The organism is Geodermatophilus sp. SYSU D01186, assembly GCF_054050215.1.
This window is the reverse complement of record NZ_JBJGYW010000020.1, coordinates 1-19,828: the sequence shown is the minus strand read 5'-3', so window position 1 is coordinate 19,828 and position 19,828 is coordinate 1. Positions and strand designations below refer to the sequence as shown.

Below are 19,828 nucleotides of genomic sequence, written 5' to 3'. Positions count from 1 at the left end.
AGGTGCCGCTCAGGAGCGGTGCTGGCCGGAGATCCGAATGTTTCACGTGGTCAGCCGGGACGGAAGTACCTCAGCGCTAAATTGTCTTGCCTCCGGTGAGGAGCCCGCGAACGAGGAGGGGACCCCGCCGGCAACCGGCGAGGTCCCCTCCGTCGAGCGGTGGCGCCCGGTGCTCAGGACCCGGCGCCGGCGGTCACTTCTCGATCCGGTTCTCGCCCGGGGTGCGCGAGCCCGGGATCCCGGGGCGGCCGACCTCGTCCACCGACGACGGGTCGGGGGTGACCTCGTCGCCGTGCACGTGTCCGAAGGTGGAGGCGGCAGCCGGGTGGACACCCTCCCGGAGCAGCGCCTCCTTCATCTCGGCCGGTGCGATCGCGCGGGCGATGTGCCAGCCGGCCACGGCGACGATGGTGCCGAGGGCGATCCCGCCGAGTGAGAAGTTGTCGCTGAAGACCATCGTGACGTTGCCGATCGCGATGATGATCCCGGCGGCCAGCGGCACGAGGTTGATCGGGTTGGCGAAGTCGACCCGGTTCTCCTTCCAGATCTTCGCGCCGAGCAGGCCGATCATCCCGTAGAGGACGACGGTGATGCCGCCGAGCACGCCACCGGGGATGGCGTTGATCAGGGCGCCGAACTTCGGGCAGAGGCCGAGCAGGATCGCCACGATCGCGGCCACGTAGTACGCCGCGGTCGAGTAGACGCGGGTGGCCGCCATGACGCCGATGTTCTCGGCGTAGGTCGTCGTCGGCGAACCCCCGACCGCCGAGGCGACGACGGTGCCCACACCGTCCGCGGCGATGGCGCGGCCCATGACCGGGTCGAGGTCCCGCTTGGTCATCGCGGCGACCGCCTTGACGTGACCGGTGTTCTCGGCGACCAGCGCGATGACGGCGGGCAGCACCAGCAGGCTGAAGTTCAGCGAGAAGCTGGGTGCGGTGAAGTCGGGCAGCCCGATCCACGGCGCGTCACCGACCGCGGCGATGTTCACGAGGCGGTCGTGGGTGGTCGCCTCCGTCGCGCCACCGAGCACCGAGGTGATCGGACCGGCCGTGACGTCGAGCAGCCACGAGAGCAGGTAGCCGAAGATCAGGCCCAGCAGGATGGAGATGCGGGCCCAGAAGCCGCGCAGTGCCAGCGAGGCGACGATGACGAAGGCCATCGTGGCCAGCGCGACCCACTGGTCCTGCGGCCAGTAGATGCCCGCGACGACCGGCGCCAGGTTGAAGCCGATCAGCAGCACCACGGCGCCGGTGACGGCAGGCGGCAGGATCGCGTGCAGGAACCGCACGCCGGCGAAGTGGATGAGCACGCCGATGAGGGCCAGGATGACGCCGGAGACCAGGATCGCGCCCACGACGTCGCTGGAGTCGCCCCCGGCCGCGCGTACCGCGACGACGCCGCCCACGAACGAGGCGCTGGTGCCGAGGTAGCTCGGCACCTTCCCGCTGACCATGAGCAGGAAGATGATCGTCGCGACGCCGCTCATCATGATCGCGAGGTTCGCGTCCAGCCCCATGACGAGCGGGAAGACGAAGGTCGCACCGAACATCGCGACGACGTGCTGCGCGCCGATGCCGATGGTGAGCGGCCACGACAGCCGCTCGTCTGGGGCGACGGCCTCCCCCAGTGGCGGGGTCTTGCCGTCCCCGTAGAGCTTCCAGCTGAACGCCATGAGTGCCTCCTCGATGTGCACCACAGACCGGGCCGGCAACCGGATGATGGCGTGCCCCGGCACCAGATTGGGCGCCAATGTGTCACCGCAGGTCAGCCGGCGGAAGTACCTCAGTGCTAAATCGTTATTGCACGAGATGTCTTAACGCTGAGGCAACATGCGGGTACGGTTCGCGGGGTGACCGCCCCATCCGACGCCGGAGCCCGGCACGTCTCCCTCCGCAGCGGCGTCTACGCCGACTCGGTCAAGTTGATGCAGGTCAGCCGTGACATCGGCGCCCGCGACGGCGTCTCCGCCGTCCTGGTCGCGATGGCCACCCCGCTGAACCTGGAGCTGGCCCGGAACATGGGCCTCGCACCGGAGGGCGACGTCTCGCCCGACCAGCTCCTCATCGCGATCACCGCCGTGGACGACGACGTGCTCGGCGCCGCGGTCGCCGCCGTCGATGCCGCCCTCACCGCGCGCGAGCGGGCCGGCACCACCGCCGACGCCATCCCGGCGCGCACCATCGGCGCGGGCCTCGACGCCCTGTCCACCGACGGGTCGGCGCTGGCCATCGTCAGCGTGCCCGGGCAGTACGCCGTCGCCGAGGCCGCCGACGCGATCGCCGCCGGCCGCAGCGTGCTGGTCTTCTCCGACGGCGTGCCCGTCGAGCACGAGGTGGCGCTCAAGCGGGCCGCGCACGACGCCGGCGTCCTGGTCATGGGCCCCGACTGCGGCACGGCGATCGTCTCCGGGGTCGCCCTGGGCTTCGCCAACGTCGTCCGCCCCGGGCCGGTCGGGCTCGTGGCCGCCAGCGGCACCGGCGCCCAGCAGGTCTCCTGCCTGCTGGACATGGCCGGGATCGGGGTCAGTCACGTGCTCGGCGTCGGCGGCCGCGACCTCTCCGAGGCCGTCGGCGGCCTGGCCACGCTCGACGCGCTCGCCGCCCTGGACGCCGACCCGGCCACCGAGCGGGTGCTGCTGGTCTCCAAGCCCCCGGCGCCGTCGGTGGCCGCCGCGGTGTCGGAGGCGGCGGCGCAGCTGTCGGTCCCGGTCCGCTCCGCCGCCCTCTCCGCGGAGACCCCCGACCTCACCGCCGCCGTCGAGGCGCTGCTCGCCGACATGGGCGTCGCGGTGCCGGAGTGGCCGTCGCGCCCCGGCGACGGCGTCGCCGCCGCCCCGGGCGCGGTGCTCAAGGGCCTCTACTCCGGCGGCACCCTCGCCGACGAGGCGATGCTGCTGGCCGCGCCCGTACTCGGCGACATCCGCTCCAACACCCCGCTGCGCCCGGAGCTCGATCTCGGTACGGACCTGTCCGCCCCGGGCCACGTCGTCGTCGACTTCGGGGACGACGCGCTGACCGTGGGCCGCGCCCACCCGATGATCGACCCGACGCTGCGCCTGGAGGCCCTCGCCGGGGTGGCCGCCGCCGACGAGCCCGCCGTCCTCCTGCTGGACGTCGTCCTGGGCTACGGGGCGGACAGCGACCCCGCCGCCTCCCTCGTGCCGGCGCTGACCGCCGCCCGCGAGGCCTCGGCCACCCCGCTGCCGGTCGTGGTCGCGCTGGTCGGCACCGAGGGCGACCCGCAGGGCTGGGCCCGGCAGGCCGACGCCCTCTCCGCCGCCGGCGCCGCCGTCTTCGCCTCCAACGCCGCGGCGACGCGGCACGCCCTCGACCTGCTGGGAGCTGCATCATGAGCGAGCTTGCGATCTCATCAATCGACGGAGCAGCCTGGCTCTCTCGTCCGACGAGCGCCAGCGAGGAGGACGCGTGAGCCTCGCCGACCTGCTCTCCGCCCCGCCGGTGATCGTCGCGGCCGGCGTCGACGTCTTCTCCGACGCGCTGCGCGCCCAGGGCGCCGAGGTGCACGACGTCGACTGGCGCCCGCCGGGCTTCGGCGACCCCGCCGACCTCGCCGCGCTCGCCCTCGACCGCCGCCGGGCCGCCGCCAACCGGACCGCCGTGGAGCGGGTCATGGCCGCGGGCTCCCAGCTGGTCGACGTCCGCCCGGCCCGTGAGGTGCTCGGCCTGCCCGACCGCATGCTGCTGCACGCCGGCCCGCCGATCGGCTGGGCCGACGCCAGCGGGCCGCTGCGCGGCGCGCTGATCGGCGCCTGCCTGTTCGAGGGCTGGGCCGACACCGTCGAGGAGGCCGAGCGGATCCTCGCCGCGGGCGAGATCGCCCTCGACCCGTGCCACCACCACCGCGCCGTCGGGCCGATGGCCGGGGTGACCAGCCCGTCGATGTGGATGTGGTGCCTGCAGGACCCGGTCCACGGCGGCCAGGCGTTCTCCAACCTCAACGAGGGCCTCGGCAAGGTGCTGCGGATGGGCGCCTACAACGACGAGGTCATCACCCGGCTGCGCTGGATGCGCGACGTGCTGGGCCCGGTGCTGCAGAAGGCGGTGCGGTCGATGGCCGAGCCGCTGGACGTCAAGGCGATCCTCGCGCAGATGCTGCAGATGGGCGACGAGGGGCACAACCGCAACCGCGCCGGCTCGCTCATGACCCTCCGCGAGCTCTCCCCGGCCATCGTCGCGGTGGAGGGCGTGCCGTCGTCCGACATCGCCGCGGTGCTCACGTTCGCCGGCGGCAACGAGCACTTCTTCCTCAACCTCGGCATGCCGACGGCGAAGCTGGCCATGGACGCCGCCCGCGACATCCCCGGCTCGTCGATGGTCACCGTGATGGCCCGGAACGGGACGGAGTTCGGCATCCAGACCGCCGGCACCGGCGACCGCTGGTTCACCGGCCCCGCCAACACCCCGGTGGGCCTGTTCCTCGGCGACTACGGCCCCGAGGACGCCAACCCCGACATCGGCGACTCCGCGATCATGGAGACCTACGGCGTCGGCGGCTTCACGATGGCCGCGGCGCCGGCGATCGTCCGGTTCGTCGGCGGCACCGTGCCCGACGCGCTGGCCACCACCGAGCGGATGTACCAGCTGACCCTGGCGGAGAACCCCGCGATGCAGGTGCCGATCCTCGGCTTCCGCGGCTCGCCGACCGGCATCGACGTGCTCAAGGTGGCGCGCTCGGGCTGGCTGCCGCAGATCAACACCGGCATGGCCGGCCGGGTGGCCGGCACCGGCCAGGTCGGCGCCGGGCTGGTCCAGCCGCCGCAGCAGTGCTTCGAGCAGGCGCTGCGGGCGCTGGCCGAGGAGACCCGCACCGCGGCCTGACGCACCCGCCCCCTCCTCGAGATCGGCGGTCTCGTGGCGATCGACCGCTGATCGCCACGAGGCCGCCGGTCTCGCGCGTGCTCATGCCCGGGCGCAGGCCAGCAGGCGGTCGACGGCGGCGGCGAACTCGCCGGGGCCGGCCAGCGGCGCGGGGAACGGCGTCCGCAGGTCGTGGCAGCCGCGCCGGTGCTCCACGCGGAACACGACGCCGAAGCGGTCCACGCCGAGCAGGTGGACGTCGTCGTCGCCGGTCCACGCCCGCACCCGGGCGCACAGCTCGGCCAGGGGGCCGGCCGAGTCGGCGAGCAGGTCGGACTCCACCGTCCCGAGCGGGTCGGGGCGGGCCGCGGCGTACTCCTCCGGCGTGATCTCGGTGCAGCCGCCGCCCTCGTGCAGCAGGACCTCGGCGAGGTCCAGGCGCAGGAGCGTCGCGGTGAGGCCGACGTCGAGCAGCACGTCGGTGGGCTGCGCGGCGGCGAAGGCCAGCACCCGCTCGGGCTCGTCGCGGGCCGGCACCGGGGTGAGCCAGCCGGCCAGCTCCAGCCGTGCCCGCAGCGGGTTGCGCAGGGGGAGCGACGAACGGGACGTGACCGTGACCCGCGCGGGCAGGTCGCCCTCGGGCGAGGCGGTGACGGCGGCGGCCAGCCCGCCCGAGCGCGGGACGACGACGAGCACGTCCCCGTCGTCGGTGGTCGTGGTGGCCAGGAGCCGGCTGGTGCCGAGGCCGAGCGCGGTGAGGGAGGCGGCCGGCCTGGTGGCGACCGTGCGGGCCCGCTCGGCGGCGTCGGACGCGGGGGTGGAGCCGGCGTCGGCGGGCGTCCGAGGGACGGGACGGGGACCAGCGGTCATGGCTTCCTCGGGGTGGACGTCGGCGAATCGAGCGGGAGTAAGGTGAGCCTAACCAAACCAGGAGGTCCCGTGAACACCCCGCGTCCGAAGATCCGGATCAGTCGCGCGCTCGGCATCCCGCTCACGCCGAAGGCCGTCCAGTACTTCGAGCGGCGTCCCTACCCGCCGGGTGAGCACGGCCGCAAGCGCCGCAAGGACAGCGACTACTCCACCCGGCTCAAGGAGAAGCAGCGGCTGCGGGCGCAGTACGACATCAGCGAGACCCAGCTGCGGGCGGCCTTCGACCGGGCCAGGCGCGCCGGCGGCAAGACCGGCGAGGCGCTGATCCAGGACCTCGAGTCACGGCTGGACGCCACGGTGCTGCGGGCCGGCTTCGCGCGCACCATCTACCAGGCCCGCCAGTTCGTCACCCACCGGCACGTGCTGGTCAACGGCCGGCGGGTGGACCGGCCCTCGTACCGGCTGCGGCCGGGGGACGTCGTGCAGATCGCCGAGAAGTCGCGCACCAAGGACCCGTTCGTCGTCGCGGCGTCCGGCGGGCACGCCACCGCGCCGGCCTACCTGGAGGTCCGGCTGGCCGACCTGGTCGCCCGCTACGAGCGGACGCCGGGCCGGGACGAGGTCCCGGTGGTCTGCGAGGAGCAGCTGGTCGTGGAGTACTACTCCCGCTGACCCCGGGGCGCGCGACCCCGGGCGCGAGATCGGCGATCTGGTGGCCGTCAGCCGCTGACCGCCACCAGATCGCCGATCTCGCGCAGGGTCGAGCGGCTCAGGCCAGGTGGCCGCGCAGCGCGGCGTTCACCGTCTCCGGGTCGGTGGCGTTGGGCAGGTGGCCCGCACCCGTGACGACGAGGAACCGGGCGCCGCCGATGCCGTCGGCGATCAGCCGCACCATGTCCGGCGGCGTGGCGGGGTCCTCCTCGCCGGCCACGACCAGCGTCGGCGCGGTGATCTCGCCCAGCCGGTCACGGACGTCGAAGGCGCCGATCGCCTCGCAGCAGGCGGCGTAGCCCTCGTCGGGGGTGTCGCGCAGCATCTGCAGCAGCCGCAGCGCCTCGTCGGGGTTCTTCTCCGCCCAGGCCGCGGTGAACCAGGTGCCGGTGCGGGAGCCGACCAGCGTCTCGGTGCCGTGCTCGCGCACCTGCTTGGCGCGCACCGCCCAGGACGGCGGGTCGGCGAACTGCGCCGCCGAGGCGATGATCGCCAGCTTCTCCAGCCGCTCGGGCACGGTCAGGGCCAGCTGCTGGCCGATCGCCCCACCGATGGAGACCCCGGCGTAGGAGAAGCGGTCGACCCCGAGCCGGTCGAGCAGGGCCACCACGTCGCCGGCGAGGTCGGCCATCGTGCACGGGCCCGGGACGACCTCCGAGCCGCCGTGCCCGCGCAGGTCGTAACGGACCACGCGGAAGTCGCCGGCGAACGCGGTGGCCTGGGCGTCGAACAGTCCGGTGTCGGTGCCCAGCGACGGGCCGAGCACGAGGACGGGGGCGTCGTCCGGGCCGTCGACGACGGCGGACAGCTGTGCGGTCATGGGTGGACTCCCCTGGGGACGGCGGCGGCGCGAGCCGCCTCGAGGCTGAACCGGTGCTGGTCCCATCCAACCGTCAGCGGTGCCCAGTAGGAGAACCGGACCTGCTTGACCCGGTAGCGCCACCCCTCGCCGGTGCGCACCAGCTCGTCGCGGTACCGCCCGGCCGCCACGTGCGGGACGCCGTCGACGACGCACGGCTGCCACAGCAGGGAGCGCACCGTGGCCGCGTCGCCGGCCACCTCGACCTCCAGGTTGGAGACGTGGTGCCAGAAGGCGGTCAGCCCGCCGTCGGCCAGCCCGGAGAAGAAGGCCAGCAGGTCGGCCCGGCCGCTCACCCGGGACAGCCCGTCGAACACGCCGTCCTCGGTGAACAGCGCGACCAGGGCCGGCCAGTCGCCGTCGTCCAGCAGCCGGCAGTAGACCGCGTCGAGCCGGCGGATCTCCTCGACGTCCTCAAGCCGTCGCAGCCGCTCCTCGACGGAGCTCACGGGTTGGCGGAGAGGGCCGAGGGGTGCTCGGTCAGCGGCGTCACCGCGATCGTCATGAAGGGGAACAGCGGCAGGTTCCACAGGATGTCGTGCAGCTCGTCGGTGCCCTCCACGTCGAAGACGCTGACGTTGCTGTACGCGCCGACCACCCGCCACAGGTGCACCCACTTGCCGCTGCGCTGCAGGTCCAGTGCGCGGGCCTTCTCGGTGGTCACCAGCCGGGTGCGTTCCTCGGGGTCGAGGTCCCGGGGGATGGCGACGTCCATGCGCACGTGGAAGAGCATGCGGGGGCTCCTTTGCTGGGGTCGAGGGACGGACCCGGGCCGTGCGGGGAACCCGCACGGCCCGGGTGGTGCGATCAGGCGGCCGCGGACCGCTGCTCGGGCTCCAGCACGAAGTCGTAGGTGACCGCACGGGTGCCGTCGCCGGTGTCCTGCGGGTCGAGGACGAGCTCGGGCTTGGTCGCCTCGGCGACGTCGCTGTCGAGCCACTCGCCGCCGGCGAAGTACAGCTGCGTGGTGATCGTGCGGTGCCCGGGCGCGCGCACCAGCAGGTGCAGGTGGGCCGGGCGCCACGGGTGCCAGCCGGCGGCGGTGATGAGCTTGCCGGTCGGCCCGTCGGTCGGGATCTGGTACGGCGCGGGCTGGATGGTGCGGATCTCGAACCCCCCGTCCCCGTCGGTGACGACGACGCCGCGCAGGTTGCCGTCGGGGATGCCGGGGGCGAACCCGGAGTAGTAGCCGAGGTGGTCGGCCTGCCAGATGTCGACCTCGGCGCCGGCCAGGGGCGTGCCGTCGACGTCGCGGACCTGGCCGGAGAGCACCAGCGGCGTGCCCTGCTCGTCGTCGCGCATCGGCAGGGTGGCCCGTGCCGGCAGGCGCTTCTGGCCGGGGAGGTAGTAGGGGCCGAGGATGCTGCCCTTGGTGCCGGTCTGGGTGCGGGCGGCGACCTCCTCGACGACGTGCTCGACGAAGACGTCGAGGAACAGCGGCCACTCGCCGCCCTCGCCGACCTCGATCATCCAGGCCTTGGCGGCCTGGAACTCCGGATAGGTGACGTCGTGGTCGCGGATCGCCTGGTGCACACCGGCCAGGACGGCGGAGACGACGGCGCTGACCCGCTCGGGGGACACCGCCGCCGACCCCGAGTGGTACTGCTCGGTGGTCCGGAAGGAGGCGGTGGCGCTGGCGCCCGAGCCGGCCGCGGTCGGCGACGCCTGCTCGGTGGTGGCCCGGGCCGCGGGGATGCCGGCCTGCTGGGCGCTGGGGTCGGTCGTGGTCATGACACGTGCTCCTCGAGGTGTGTGGGGGTCGCGGTCAACGGGAACGGGAGAAGAAGGAGACGTCGTCGTTGCCGATGAGGTCCGGCACCGTCCAGCCGTCGAGGTCGTACTCGGCCAGGCAGGCCTCGGCCAGCCCCTTCATCGCGGTGGTCGTGCCCTGGGCCTCGGCGGCGAAGAGCAGCTCGGCCTTCACGTTCTCGTGGTTGCCGGAGTAGTTGCGCTCGTACAGCTCGTGCCGGCCGCCGAACTCGGTGCCGACCGAGTCCCACAGCGCCTTCATGACCTTGACCCGGTCGACGGCGTCGATGCCGTTGGAGCCGCGGACGTACTTGTCGAGGTAGGGCCGCACCTCGGGGGTCTTGAAGTCGACGGAGTGCGAGTTGAGATAGATCAGCCCGCTGGCGACGTCGGACTCGATGATCTCCTTGACCCGCGGATAGCCGTGGATCATGAACATGCGGTAGGTCAGCCCGTAGTCGAGCTTGGGCAGCAGCGTGCCGCCGACCCACTCGTCGGGGGTGTGGACCATCGCGTCGGTCAGCGCCCAGAAGACGTTGCGCCAGCCGATGACCTCACCGACGCGGGTCTGCACGCCGCGGAAGTCCTTGCTGCCGGTGGCCTCCAGGGCCTTCATGAGCAGGCCGGCGATGAAGTCGAGCTTGACCGCCAGGCGCGTGCAGCCGTGCAGCGTGAACCGGGGGAGGAACCCGGACACCGGGAAGAAGCCGTTGGTCTTCTCGGGGTCGCCGTAGAGGAAGACGTTCTCCCACGGCACCAGCACCTTGTCGAAGACGAAGATCGTGTCGTTCTCGTCCATGCGGCTGGACAGGGGGTAGTCGAACGGGCTGCCCATGACGGCGGCCTGCTGCGTGTAGCTGGAGCGGCAGATCAGCTTCACGCCCGGTGCGTCCATCGGCACCGTGCAGATGAGGGAGAACTCCTTCTTCTTGATCGGCAGGCCGTAGTGGGCGATGAAGTTGTAGTTGGTGATCGCCGACCCGGTGGCCACCACCTTGGCGCCGGAGACGATCAGCCCGGCGTCGGTCTCCTTCTCCACCTTCATGAAGACGTCGCCGACCTCGTCGGGCGGGAGGTTGCGGTCGACCGGCGGGTTGATGATCGCGTGGTTCCAGTAGAGGACCTTCTCCTGCGACTCCTTGTACCAGCGCTTCGCGTTGGCCTCGTAGGGGTCGTAGAACTGGCTGTTGGCGCCGAGCGTGCCGAGGAAGGCGGCCTTGTAGTCGGGGGCGCGCCCCATCCAGCCGTAGGTCATGCGCGCCCACGTCGCGATCGCGTCCCGGTCGCGGACCATGTCCTCCACCGAGTGCGGGGCGCGGAAGAACGGGTGGGTGAAGCCGCCGGAGCCGGTGTCGGTGGGCGTGGTGAGGACGTCCCGGTGGGCGGGGTCGTGCAGGGAGTCGTAGAGGCGGGCGGTCATCCGGACCGGGTTGCGGAAGGCCGGGTGCGTCGTCACGTCGGCGACGCGCTCGCCGTAGATCCACACCTCGCGGTCGTCGCGCAGGCTCTCGATGTACTCGTCGCCGGTCATCGGCCGCGTCGCCGTCGGCGTCCCGGCGTCGGGGGCGCCACCCTCGGCACCGCGGGGGCGGGGGACTTCGCGTTCTTGCTCGAGCGTCACAGGGGACCCTCCTTCGTCGGTGGAGCAGGGGACTGCGGCCGTGCGGTGGAACGGAGAGGGGGTGCGGAGGCGGCCGGGCGCGCGTCAGGACGCCGCGCGGTGCGGGCGCAGGGTGGTGAAGGACGAGCCGGCGTCGAACCAGCCCAGCTCCGGGCAGTCGAGGGAGCCGCTCCAGTGCACGCCGGTGGCCGGGGCGGCCAGCTCGCGGAACCGGCCGCCGAAGAACAGCAGCGGGTCGCTGTCGGTGACGTCGAGGTCGACGACCTCGCCGATGACGATCAGGTGGTCGCCTCCGTCGTAGGCGCGCCACGGCCGGCAGGAGATCGTGGCGGCGTTGCCGACCAGGACCGGCGCGGTGGGGCCCTCCGCCCACGCCGGCTCGGGGTCCTGCGGGCGGCCGGCGAAGTGCCACGCGGTGTCGAGCTGGCCGCTGGCCAGCACGTTGACCGCGAACGGGGCGCCCTCGAGGTACCTGCACGCCTTCGACTGGCGGGTGAGCGTCACCTGGCACAGCGCGGGTTCGAGGGAGACGGCGGTGAAGGCGTTGACGGTGGCGCCGTGCGGCACGCCGTCGTCCTTGGCGCAGGTGACGACGGTGACGCCCGTGGCGAACCGTCCGAAGGCGTTGCGGACCGTGCGTGAGTCGAGCATCCGTGCTCCTCCCCGCGGGATGGTGTACGCACTGCGTACGTGCTGTCCGCTCAGCGTTCAGGGAGTGTGCTCCGGGTCACGAACGACCGTCAACCCCCTCGTGCAGGAAGATGGGGGGTGATGGCGATGACCGGCGAGGGTGGCGACTCCACGAACGGGGACCGTGACGTCGTGCAGAGCCTCGAGCGCGGCTTCGCCGTCCTCCTGGCCTTCGACGCCGACCACCCCGAGCCGACCCTCGCCGAGCTCGCGCAGCTGACCGGCCTGTCCCGGCCGGCGGTGCGGCGCTTCCTGATCACCCTCGAGCGGATGGGGTACGTGCGCGGCGCGGGCGGGCGCTGGTCGCTCACGCCGCGGGTGCTCAGCATCGGCCAGCACTACACGGCGTCCAACGCGCTCATCGACCTCGCCCAGCCGCACCTGCTCAAGCTGGCCGAGGAGACCCACGAGTCCGCCTCGCTGGCGAACCTGGACGGCGACGAGGTGGTCTACGTGGCCCGGGTACCGGTGCGCCGGATCATGAGCATCAACGTCTCCGTGGGCACCCGGGTGCCGGCGTACGCCACCTCCATGGGGCGGGTGCTCCTGGCGTGGGCGCCGACGGAGGTCGTGGACTCGGCGCTCAACAGCCGGCCGCTGCGCGCGATCACGCGCCGCACGGTGACCGACCCGTCCGCGCTGAGGGCGGAGCTGGCCCGGGTGCGCGAGCGGGGCTGGTCGATCGTCGACGAGGAACTGGAGGCCGGCCTGCTGTCGGCGTCCGCGCCGGTCCGGGACCGCTCCGGGCAGGTGGTGGCCGCGCTGGCGTCGTCCACCTCCGCGGGCCGGTCGACGGTCGCCCGGCTGGAGCGGGAGGTGGTCCCGCTGCTGGTGGAGACGGCCGACCGGATCAGCGCCGACCTGAGCGCCCGGAGCTGACCGGCGGGCGTCCCGGCCGCCGGAACACCGGCCTGCGCGGCCGCCTTGGAAGCGGCATGCGCATCGACCTCGGCGGCCGCACGGCCGTCGTCACCGGCTCCTCCCAGGGCATCGGGCTGGCCATCGCCACCGGCCTGGCGCGCGCCGGCGCCTCCGTCGTCCTCACCGGCCGGGACGCCGCCAGGCTCGACGCCGCGGCGGCCGGGGTGCGCAGCGGCGTCGACGGCGCGCGGGTGCGCACCGTGGCCGGCGACGTCACCACCGACGAGGGCACCGCCGCGCTGCTGGACGCCGTGCCGGACGTCGACGTCCTGGTCAACAACCTCGGGGTCTTCGGCGCGCAGCCGGTGCTGGAGATCCCGGACGACGAGTGGCGGCGCTACTTCGAGACCAACGTGCTGACCGCCGTCCGGCTGACCCGCGCCTACCTGCCCGGCATGCGGGAGCGCGGCTGGGGGCGGGTGCAGTACATCGCCAGCGACTCGGCGGTCGTCGTCCCGGCCGAGATGGTGCACTACGGCGTCACGAAGACGGCGCTGCTGGCGGTGTCCCGCGGCTTCGCCAAGGAGGCTGCCGGCTCCGGCGTGACGGTGAACTCGGTGATCGCCGGGCCGACGCACACCGGCGGGGTCGAGGACTTCGTCTACTCGCTGGTCGACCGCGCCCTGCCGTGGGAGGAGGCGCAGCGGGAGTTCATGCGGCTGCACCGCCCGCAGTCCCTGCTGCAGCGGCTGATCGAGCCCGAGGAGATCGCCCACATGTGCGTCTACCTGGCCTCGCCGCTGGCCTCGGCCACCACCGGCGGCGCGGTGCGGGTCGACGGCGGCTACGTGGACGCGATCCTGCCCTGACCCGTCCGGACGGCGCTCGACGCCATCGTCGCCCTGCCCGTGGAGGGCCTGCTCGACGTGCGGGTGGGGGCTGGACGCGGGGCTGCGCCCGGGTCCAGTTCGAGGCGTGAGCCGGGTTGCCGTCACTCGCGCGGGGAGATGACGGCGTCGTGGCGCTGGCGCCCGGTCTGTGCGCTGGGGCTCCGGTCTGTGCACACATCGTGGTCTCAGGGCCGCCGCGTCCACCGAGAGTGCACGCAACGGTGCCCCGGCCGCCCCCGTCGCGTGGGATCTCCGGTGCGCGGCTCGGGGACACGGTCGCGTCGATCACGGGGTCGGTGCCACCGGCGGCACCGACCCCATGATCAACTGCGAGAGGGCGTCAGGCCTTGCCCGTCTGCCTGACTCCGCGCCGCGGTCCGCTCCTCGCTCGCAGAGCTCGCTGCGATGCTCCCGCGGCTGTCGTCACGCCTTGACGATCGCGGCCACCGGGCCACCGCCCGACGGGCCCTGGTGCACGGCGGCGACCGACACGAACACGGCCGGGTCTCCGGTGACCGACGCCGTCACGCCGCCCACGCAGGCCTTGATCTGGCGGTGCCACGAGACGTCGGAGTCGTCCAGCATGGCGTTGCGGCGGCCGCGGACCTTGCCGTCGGGGGAGGCCTCGCACTTGAGGAACACGTTGACCAGCCGGTCGCCGAGGTCGGTGTGGTGCGGACGCTCGGGCAGGTCGAGGCCGGCGTCGCGGATCGCGGCCCAGATGCCGTCCTGGTCGAGGGCGTCCTTCATCACCGAGTGGCCGACGCGGTAGTTGCCGCCGTGCCCGCGGGCGTTGCCGACGACGACGATCTGCGCCTGGTCCAGCTCCACGCCCGACGAGCAGGACGCCACGGAGGAGTACAGGGAGAGGTCGCGCATGATCTGCTCCTGCGTCGGCATCTCGATCTCGCCGAGCGCCACCGCGATGCCCAGCGCCGTCGTGCCGTTGGAGATGTCCATCGAGCCGTGCGGCTCTTCCAGGATGGTCGTCTGGCCACGCTCGTGGGCGTCGCGGATGGTGTCGATGGTCAGCAGCGGCGTCTTGGTCTGCACGTAGTGCACGTCGGCCGGGTCGGTGATGCCCGCCTCGGCCATCGCCTGCTTCACGCCGGCGGCCACCTTCTCCACCATCGCGACGCGGCCGATGTCCTCGGGCAGCAGGACCTCGCTCATCGCGAAGCCGACGGTCAGCCGGGGCTCGTCGGTCTTCTCGACGGCGTCCTCGGGGAGGGTGGCGAAGACCGTCGCGTGCGGGCTGATGACACCGTCGGTGCCACCGGACCACACGATCGGGACCTGCTTGACCTCCTCCAGCGGCCGGGTGCCCTTCTCCACGAGCACCTCGCGGAAGGCGCGGTCGGCGATGATCCGGGTGTAGTCGTTGATGCCGCCGTTGCCCTCGGTCTTGCCGATGACGGCGATGACCCGGTCGGCGTCGATGACGCCGTCGTCGATGAGCTTGGCCAGCTCGGAGGCGTCACTGACGTTGTGCAGCGGGACCTTGCGGACCTCGATCGGTGCGGGCACGGCGTTCCTCTCGGTCGGTGCGGACGGGTCAGGCGGTCAAGACGGTGCCGACGGCGTCCCCGCGGACGGCGTCGGAGATGTGCTCCAGGCTGGTGATGACGGCGCGCCGGTCCGCGCCGCCCTCGACGAAGCGCAGCGCGGCGTCGACCTTGGGGCCCATGCTGCCGCGGGCGAACTGCCCGGCATGGGCGTGCGCACGCAGTTCCGCGGCGGTCACGGCGCTCAGCGGCCGGGCCGACGGCGTGCCGAAGTCGACCATCACGTTCGGGACGTCGGTGGCGATCACCAGGGTGTCGGCGCCGAGCTCCGCGGCCAGCAGCGCGGCGGTGAGGTCCTTGTCGATGACCGCCTCGACGCCGCGCAGGGCGCCGCCGTCGCCGTCGTCCACCACCGGGATGCCACCGCCGCCCGCGCAGGCGACGACGAAGCCGGCGCCGGCCAGCGCCGAGATCGCCGGGACGTCGACCACCGAGCGGGGCTCCGGTGAGGCGACGACGCGGCGCCAGCCGCGCGGCCCGCGGTCCTCCCAGATCTGGCCGTGCGCGATGAACGTCTCCGCCTTCTCCCGGGAGAGGAAGCGCCCCACCGGCTTCGACGGCTCGCGGAAGTTCGGGTCGTCGGGGTCGACCAGGGTGCGGGTGACCAGGCTGGCGGTGCGCTGCGCGAGCCCCCGCGCGGCGAGGGCGGCGTCCAGCTCGTCGGCGAGCGTGAAGCCGATCGTCGCCTGCGTCTGGGCCACGCACCAGTCCAGCGGGACCGGTGGCACCTCGTGCGCGGCGAGCTCGTTCTTGACCAGCAGGTTGCCCACCTGCGGGCCGTTGCCGTGGGTCAGGACCACCTCGACCCCGGTGGCCACGACCGCCGCCACGTGCGCGCAGGCGCTCGCGATCGCGGCCTGCTGGGCGCTGGGGGTGGCCGACCCGTCGGGGCCGGTCATCGCGTTGCCGCCCAGGGCGATCACGACGCGGCGGGTGGAGGTCACCGGCTGACCCTAACCGCAAACTCCCTTAGCGGTGAAGCACTTGTTCCGGGCGGAATCGGTCACCGGCGCCAGAAGTCGAACGCGTCCCGGCCGGGGCGGAACCCCGCCGCCTCGACGACGTCCACGGCCAGGTCGAAGTACTGGCCGACGGCGGCCGGCTGGTGGGCGTCGCTGCCGAAGCTGATCGCCTCGCCGCCCTCCTCGAAGAACCAGCGCACCTGGTCGACCGAGGCCAGCGGGCTGGAGGTGTTGACCTCCAGCGCCCGCCCGGTGCCGGCCAGGGCCCGGAACACCGCCCGGTACTCCTCCTCGTAGTCCTTCTCGGCGTACCGGTCGCTGCCGCCGGGCCAGTAGCGGCGCGGGAAGTCGACGTGGGCGAGCACCTGGAAGACGTCGCTGCTCTCCACCATGTCGACGACCTCGGCGAGGTAGCGCCGCATCGTGGAGTCGGGGTCCGGGTAGAGCAGCCGGCCCACGCCGTAGAGGCGGCCGTCCTGGCTGAGCGAGTGCAGCGACCCCAGCACCCGGTCCACCGGGGCGTCGCTCAGGTGGCGGGCGACGCTGGCGGCGAACAGGTGCGGCTCCCCGGTCTCCACGCCCGACCAGATCCGCAGCTCGGGGAAGCGCTCGCGGCACTCCTCCAGCTCGGCGAAGTAGCCCTCGACGTCGATCGGCAGGTGCCGGGAGGCGTGCCGGTCGACCAGGCCGTCGGCGGTCGCGCGGTCGTCCGGCGACCACGTCGTGAAGTCGAGGTGCTCGGTGAAGGCGATGGCCGGCAGACCGCGGGCGACCGCCCGCTCGCAGGCGCGCGCCATCGTCGAGGTCTCGGAGGTGTCCCAGGACCACCTGGTGTGCACGTGGTTGTCCGGCGGTCGCATCGTCTGTGGATTGTCCTCCTCCCTCCCCAGCTCGCGCGCGGCGGCCGGGACCGTCGTCCGGCGGCCCTACTGTCGGGACCCATGAGCACCGCCGCGCCGCCGTCCCTGACCTCCGAGGCCATGGAGGTCCTCCGGGAGCTGACCGGCCGCCCCGACGCCGAGTTCCGCGAGGGGCAGGACGCCGCCGTCGCCGCGCTGGTCGAGCGCTCCGAGCGGGCCCTCGTCGTGCAGCGCACCGGCTGGGGCAAGTCGGCGGTCTACTTCGTCTCCACCGCGCTCCTGCGCCGCCGCGGCGCCGGTCCCACGCTGCTGGTCAGCCCGCTGCTGGCGCTGATGCGCGACCAGGTCGCCGCCGCGTCCCGCGCCGGCATCCGGGCGGTGGAGATCTCCAGCGCCAACGCCACCGAGTGGGACGACGTCGCCGCCCGGCTCGCCGCCGACGACGTCGACGTCCTGCTGGTCTCGCCCGAGCGGCTGACCAACCCGCGGTTCCGCGAGGAGCAGCTGCCGGGGCTGGTCGCCCGCTGTGGCCTGCTCGTGGTCGACGAGGCGCACTGCGTCTCCGACTGGGGGCACGACTTCCGCCCCGACTACCGGCGCATCCGCGACCTGCTCGGCACGCTTCCGGCCGGCACCCCGGTGCTGGCCACCACGGCGACGGCGAACGAGCGGGTGGTCGCCGACGTCGCCGAGCAGCTGGGCGCGGGCGGTGTCTCGGTGACCACGGTCCGCGGTCCGCTGGCCCGCGACTCGCTGCGCCTGGGCGTGCTGCGCCTGCCCACCGACCGCGCGCGGCTGGCCTGGCTCGCCTCGCACCTCGGCGACCTCCCGGGCAGCGGCATCGTCTACACCCTCACCGTGGCCGCGGCCGAGGAGACCGCCGCGCTGCTGCGCGACGCCGGCCACGAGGTGCGCGCCTACACCGGCCGGCTGGACGACGCCGACCGCAAGGACGCCGAGGAGGCGCTGCGCGAGAACCGGGTGAAGGCGCTGGTCGCCACCTCCGCCCTGGGCATGGGCTTCGACAAGCCCGACCTCGGCTTCGTCGTCCACCTGGGCGCCCCGTCCTCGCCGGTCAGCTACTACCAGCAGGTCGGCCGGGCCGGCCGTGCCGTCGAGCACGCCGACGTCCTGCTCCTCCCCGGCCCGGAGGACCTCGCCATCTGGCAGTGGTTCGCCACCTCCTCCATGCCCCGGGAGGACCACGCCGCGGCGGTCCTCTCCGCCATGGCCGACGGGAAGGCCTGGTCGGTGGCGCGCCTGGAGACGGTGGCGGACGTCCGCCGCTCCCGGCTGGAGCTGCTGCTCAAGGTGCTGGCCGTCGACGGCGCGGTGGAGCGGGTGCAGGGCGGCTGGCGGTCCACCGGGCGGCCGTGGGTCTACGACGCCGACCGCTACGCCCGCGTGACACGGACGCGGGAGGCCGAGCAGCGGGCGATGATCGCCTACGCGCGCCCGGTCGACGAGGCCGAGTGCCGCATGGCGTTCCTGCAGGAGGCGCTGGACGACCCGACCGCCGCGCCCTGCGGCCGCTGCGACGTCTGCGCCGGGCCCTGGTACTCGACGGAGGTCCCCGCGGCGGCGGCCGAGGCCGCGTCGGCGGTGCTGGACCGTCCCGGTGTGGAACTCGCGCCGCGCGCGCAGTGGCCCACCGGTGCGGACCGGCTCGGGGTGTCGGTGAAGGGCAAGATCGCCGCGGGCGAGCAACTGGACCCGGGCCGCGCCGTCGCCCGCCTGACCGACCTCGGCTGGGGGCAGCGGCTGCGCACGCTCCTGGGGGACGACGGCGTCGGCGGCACGGTCACCCTCGACCTCGAGGCGCCCGGCCTCGAGGAGGACCCGGACGCCGCGTTCGACGTCCCCGTGCGGCGGTCGGTCTCCGACGTCCCCCCGGACGACGACCTCCTCCGCGCGTGCGCGCGCGTACTGGGCGCCTGGGACTGGGCCGAGCGGCCGGCGGCCGTGGTCTCGGTGCCCTCCCGGCGCCGCCCGCGGCTGGTCGCCGGCCTGGCGCAGGGACTGGCGAGCCTCGGCCGGCTGCCCTACCTCGGCGAGCTCTCCCTGGCGCACGGCGGACCGACCGGCCAGCCCGGCGGCAACAGCGCCTTCCGCCTGGCCGGGGTGTGGCAGCGCATCGTGGTGGGGCCGGAGCTGTCCGGGCGGCTGGCGGAACTGGGGCCGGTGCCGGTCCTGCTCGTCGACGACCTCGCCGACTCGCGCTGGACGATGACCGTCGCCGGGCGGGAGCTGCGGCTGGCCGGCGCCTCCCGCGTCCTGCCCTTCGCCCTGGCCCTCACGGCGTAGGGAGTCGTACACACGTTCGATCCGGCGTAGCCTGCGCCCATGTCGCTCGCGCACCAGCCGTCGATGTGGGACCTCGCCGAGGAGCCGACGCTCGGGCCGCTCGGGGCCACGCGGCACCACCTCAGCCGTGGGGCCTGGGTGGACCACCTCCCGGGCTGGGTCGCCGGCTCGGACGCCGTGCTCGAGGTGCTCCTCGGCGACATCGGTTGGCGGGCCGACCGGCGCCAGATGTACGAGCGGGAGGTCGCCGTCCCGCGACTGCTCAGGTGGTACGCGGGCGACGAGACGCTGCCGCACCCGCTGCTCGCCGAGGCCCGCAGCGCGCTCAACGCCCACTACGGCCCCGAGCTGGGGGAACCGTTCGTGAGCGCCGGCATGTGCCTGTACCGGGACGGTCGCGACAGCGTGGCCTGGCACGGCGATCGCATCGGCCGAGGGCGCAGCGCCGACACGATGGTCGCGATCGTCTCCTTCGGGTCACCGCGTCCCCTCGTGCTGCGGCCGGTGGGCGGCGGGGAGAGCCTGCGCTTCCCGCTGGGCCACGGTGACCTCGTGGTGATGGGTGGCTCCTGCCAGCGCACGTGGGAGCACTGCATCCCCAAGACGGCCAAGGCGGTCGGGCCGCGGGTGAGCGTGCAGTACCGGCCGCGCGGCGTCGCCTGAGGGGACCCCGGGCGCGGGACGTTCCCCTGCTCCTCCAGACCCCGTTCCACGGGCGCAGGACCGGCCCGGACGCCTCCGCCGGGGCCCTGTGAGCACCCCCACGGGACCCCCGCGTGCAGACCGCCCAGAGGCCGTGTAATGTTCTCTGTGCACCGAGCGAGAACGGACCGGGCCGCCAGCCTGGTCAACCGCCAGACAAACCCCCGCGGTTTGACTGCTGCGGAGCGCGGTGTACAGTGGAGACACCGCCGAGAACGAAGGCCCAAAAGGCTGGAGTTCCTGCGCGTCCGCTCCTTGAGAACTCAACAGCGTGCCGAAAGTCAGTGCCAAGTAACAAATCCCCCGCACTGCACGTTTTCGTGTGGTGAGGGATTCCTTTGGTTGATGGATCATCGAGAGTGCT

General features: G+C 73.4%; 18 protein-coding genes. 7 read left to right on the top strand and 11 right to left on the bottom strand.

Translation table 11 applies throughout. From position 1 onward, the window contains the following. Positions 1-193 precede the first annotated feature (193 nt). Entirely contained in the window at positions 194-1,675 is a 1,482-nt protein-coding gene (locus ACI784_RS15535) for a uracil-xanthine permease family protein (RefSeq protein WP_456924190.1), read from the bottom strand. Positions 1,676-1,852: 177 nt separating this feature from the next. On the opposite strand from ACI784_RS15535, the gene ACI784_RS15530 reads away from it, so the two are divergent. After that, on the top strand, positions 1,853-3,355 hold the full coding sequence (locus ACI784_RS15530; protein ID WP_457014051.1) for an FdrA family protein: 1,503 nt from the start codon (positions 1,853-1,855) through the stop codon (positions 3,353-3,355). Positions 3,356-3,428: 73 nt separating this feature from the next. Further along, on the top strand, positions 3,429-4,841 hold the full coding sequence (locus ACI784_RS15525) for a DUF1116 domain-containing protein (protein WP_457014050.1): 1,413 nt from the start codon (positions 3,429-3,431) through the stop codon (positions 4,839-4,841). Positions 4,842-4,922: 81 nt separating this feature from the next. On the opposite strand, the gene ACI784_RS15520 is transcribed toward ACI784_RS15525, so the two are convergent. Continuing rightward, complete coding sequence (locus ACI784_RS15520) at positions 4,923-5,690, bottom strand: DUF2470 domain-containing protein (RefSeq protein ID WP_457014049.1); 768 nt, start codon at positions 5,688-5,690, stop codon at positions 4,923-4,925. 69 nt (positions 5,691-5,759) lie between these two features. On the opposite strand from ACI784_RS15520, the gene rpsD reads away from it, so the two are divergent. Further along, a complete protein-coding gene (rpsD, locus tag ACI784_RS15515; RefSeq protein ID WP_456924186.1) occupies positions 5,760-6,362 on the top strand; it encodes a 30S ribosomal protein S4 in 603 nt (200 codons plus the stop codon). 97 nt (positions 6,363-6,459) lie between these two features. On the opposite strand, the gene pcaD is transcribed toward rpsD, so the two are convergent. The 6 genes from pcaD to ACI784_RS15485 all read right to left on the bottom strand — a co-directional run bounded on the left by pcaD (position 6,460) and on the right by ACI784_RS15485 (position 11,281). Beyond that, positions 6,460-7,221 carry a 3-oxoadipate enol-lactonase gene (pcaD, locus tag ACI784_RS15510; RefSeq protein ID WP_456924185.1) on the bottom strand — a complete coding sequence of 254 codons (762 nt, stop codon included), beginning with the start codon at positions 7,219-7,221 and terminating at the stop codon, positions 6,460-6,462. Continuing rightward, the gene (locus ACI784_RS15505) at positions 7,218-7,709 is read right to left on the bottom strand and encodes a nuclear transport factor 2 family protein (RefSeq protein ID WP_456924184.1); all 492 of its coding nucleotides are present in this window, start codon (positions 7,707-7,709) and stop codon (positions 7,218-7,220) included. The genes pcaD and ACI784_RS15505 overlap by 4 nt, the downstream gene beginning before the upstream one ends. Continuing rightward, positions 7,706-7,993: a muconolactone Delta-isomerase gene (gene catC / locus ACI784_RS15500; protein ID WP_456924183.1), complete on the bottom strand. Its 288-nt coding sequence runs from the start codon at positions 7,991-7,993 to the stop codon at positions 7,706-7,708. The genes ACI784_RS15505 and catC overlap by 4 nt, the downstream gene beginning before the upstream one ends. 74 nt (positions 7,994-8,067) lie before the next feature. Then, positions 8,068-8,991 (bottom strand): catechol 1,2-dioxygenase, encoded by a 924-nt coding sequence (gene catA, locus ACI784_RS15495; protein ID WP_457014048.1) that lies wholly within the window; start codon positions 8,989-8,991, stop codon positions 8,068-8,070. 34 nt (positions 8,992-9,025) lie between these two features. Beyond that, positions 9,026-10,630 carry a 4-hydroxyphenylacetate 3-hydroxylase family protein gene (locus ACI784_RS15490; protein ID WP_456924181.1) on the bottom strand — a complete coding sequence of 535 codons (1,605 nt, stop codon included), beginning with the start codon at positions 10,628-10,630 and terminating at the stop codon, positions 9,026-9,028. A gap of 84 nt (positions 10,631-10,714) precedes the next feature. Continuing rightward, positions 10,715-11,281, bottom strand: coding sequence for a flavin reductase family protein (locus ACI784_RS15485; RefSeq protein ID WP_457014047.1), 567 nt, complete (start codon positions 11,279-11,281; stop codon positions 10,715-10,717). Between the two features lie 126 nt (positions 11,282-11,407). Between ACI784_RS15485 and ACI784_RS15480 the strand changes: the two genes are divergently transcribed. Together ACI784_RS15480 and ACI784_RS15475 are read left to right on the top strand one after the other, a co-directional pair. Further along, positions 11,408-12,199 (top strand): IclR family transcriptional regulator domain-containing protein, encoded by a 792-nt coding sequence (locus ACI784_RS15480; RefSeq protein ID WP_456924179.1) that lies wholly within the window; start codon positions 11,408-11,410, stop codon positions 12,197-12,199. 56 nt (positions 12,200-12,255) lie between these two features. Beyond that, positions 12,256-13,050 (top strand): SDR family NAD(P)-dependent oxidoreductase, encoded by a 795-nt coding sequence (locus ACI784_RS15475; protein WP_456924178.1) that lies wholly within the window; start codon positions 12,256-12,258, stop codon positions 13,048-13,050. Positions 13,051-13,494: 444 nt separating this feature from the next. On the opposite strand, the gene bar is transcribed toward ACI784_RS15475, so the two are convergent. From bar to ACI784_RS15460, 3 genes are read right to left on the bottom strand one after another with little or no spacing between them, the layout of a single operon-like run. After that, positions 13,495-14,598 (bottom strand): barbiturase, encoded by a 1,104-nt coding sequence (gene bar / locus ACI784_RS15470; protein ID WP_456925900.1) that lies wholly within the window; start codon positions 14,596-14,598, stop codon positions 13,495-13,497. A gap of 28 nt (positions 14,599-14,626) precedes the next feature. Beyond that, entirely contained in the window at positions 14,627-15,580 is a 954-nt protein-coding gene (locus tag ACI784_RS15465; protein ID WP_457014046.1) for a carbamate kinase, read from the bottom strand. A gap of 59 nt (positions 15,581-15,639) precedes the next feature. Further along, a complete protein-coding gene (locus tag ACI784_RS15460) occupies positions 15,640-16,458 on the bottom strand; it encodes a PHP domain-containing protein (RefSeq protein ID WP_457014045.1) in 819 nt (272 codons plus the stop codon). An 81-nt stretch (positions 16,459-16,539) separates the two neighbouring features. Between ACI784_RS15460 and ACI784_RS15455 the strand changes: the two genes are divergently transcribed. Beyond that, entirely contained in the window at positions 16,540-18,762 is a 2,223-nt protein-coding gene (locus ACI784_RS15455; RefSeq protein WP_457014044.1) for a DEAD/DEAH box helicase, read from the top strand. Positions 18,763-18,801: 39 nt separating this feature from the next. Next, a complete protein-coding gene (locus ACI784_RS15450; RefSeq protein ID WP_457014043.1) occupies positions 18,802-19,425 on the top strand; it encodes an alpha-ketoglutarate-dependent dioxygenase AlkB in 624 nt (207 codons plus the stop codon). The last annotated feature ends 403 nt before the right edge of the window (positions 19,426-19,828 follow it).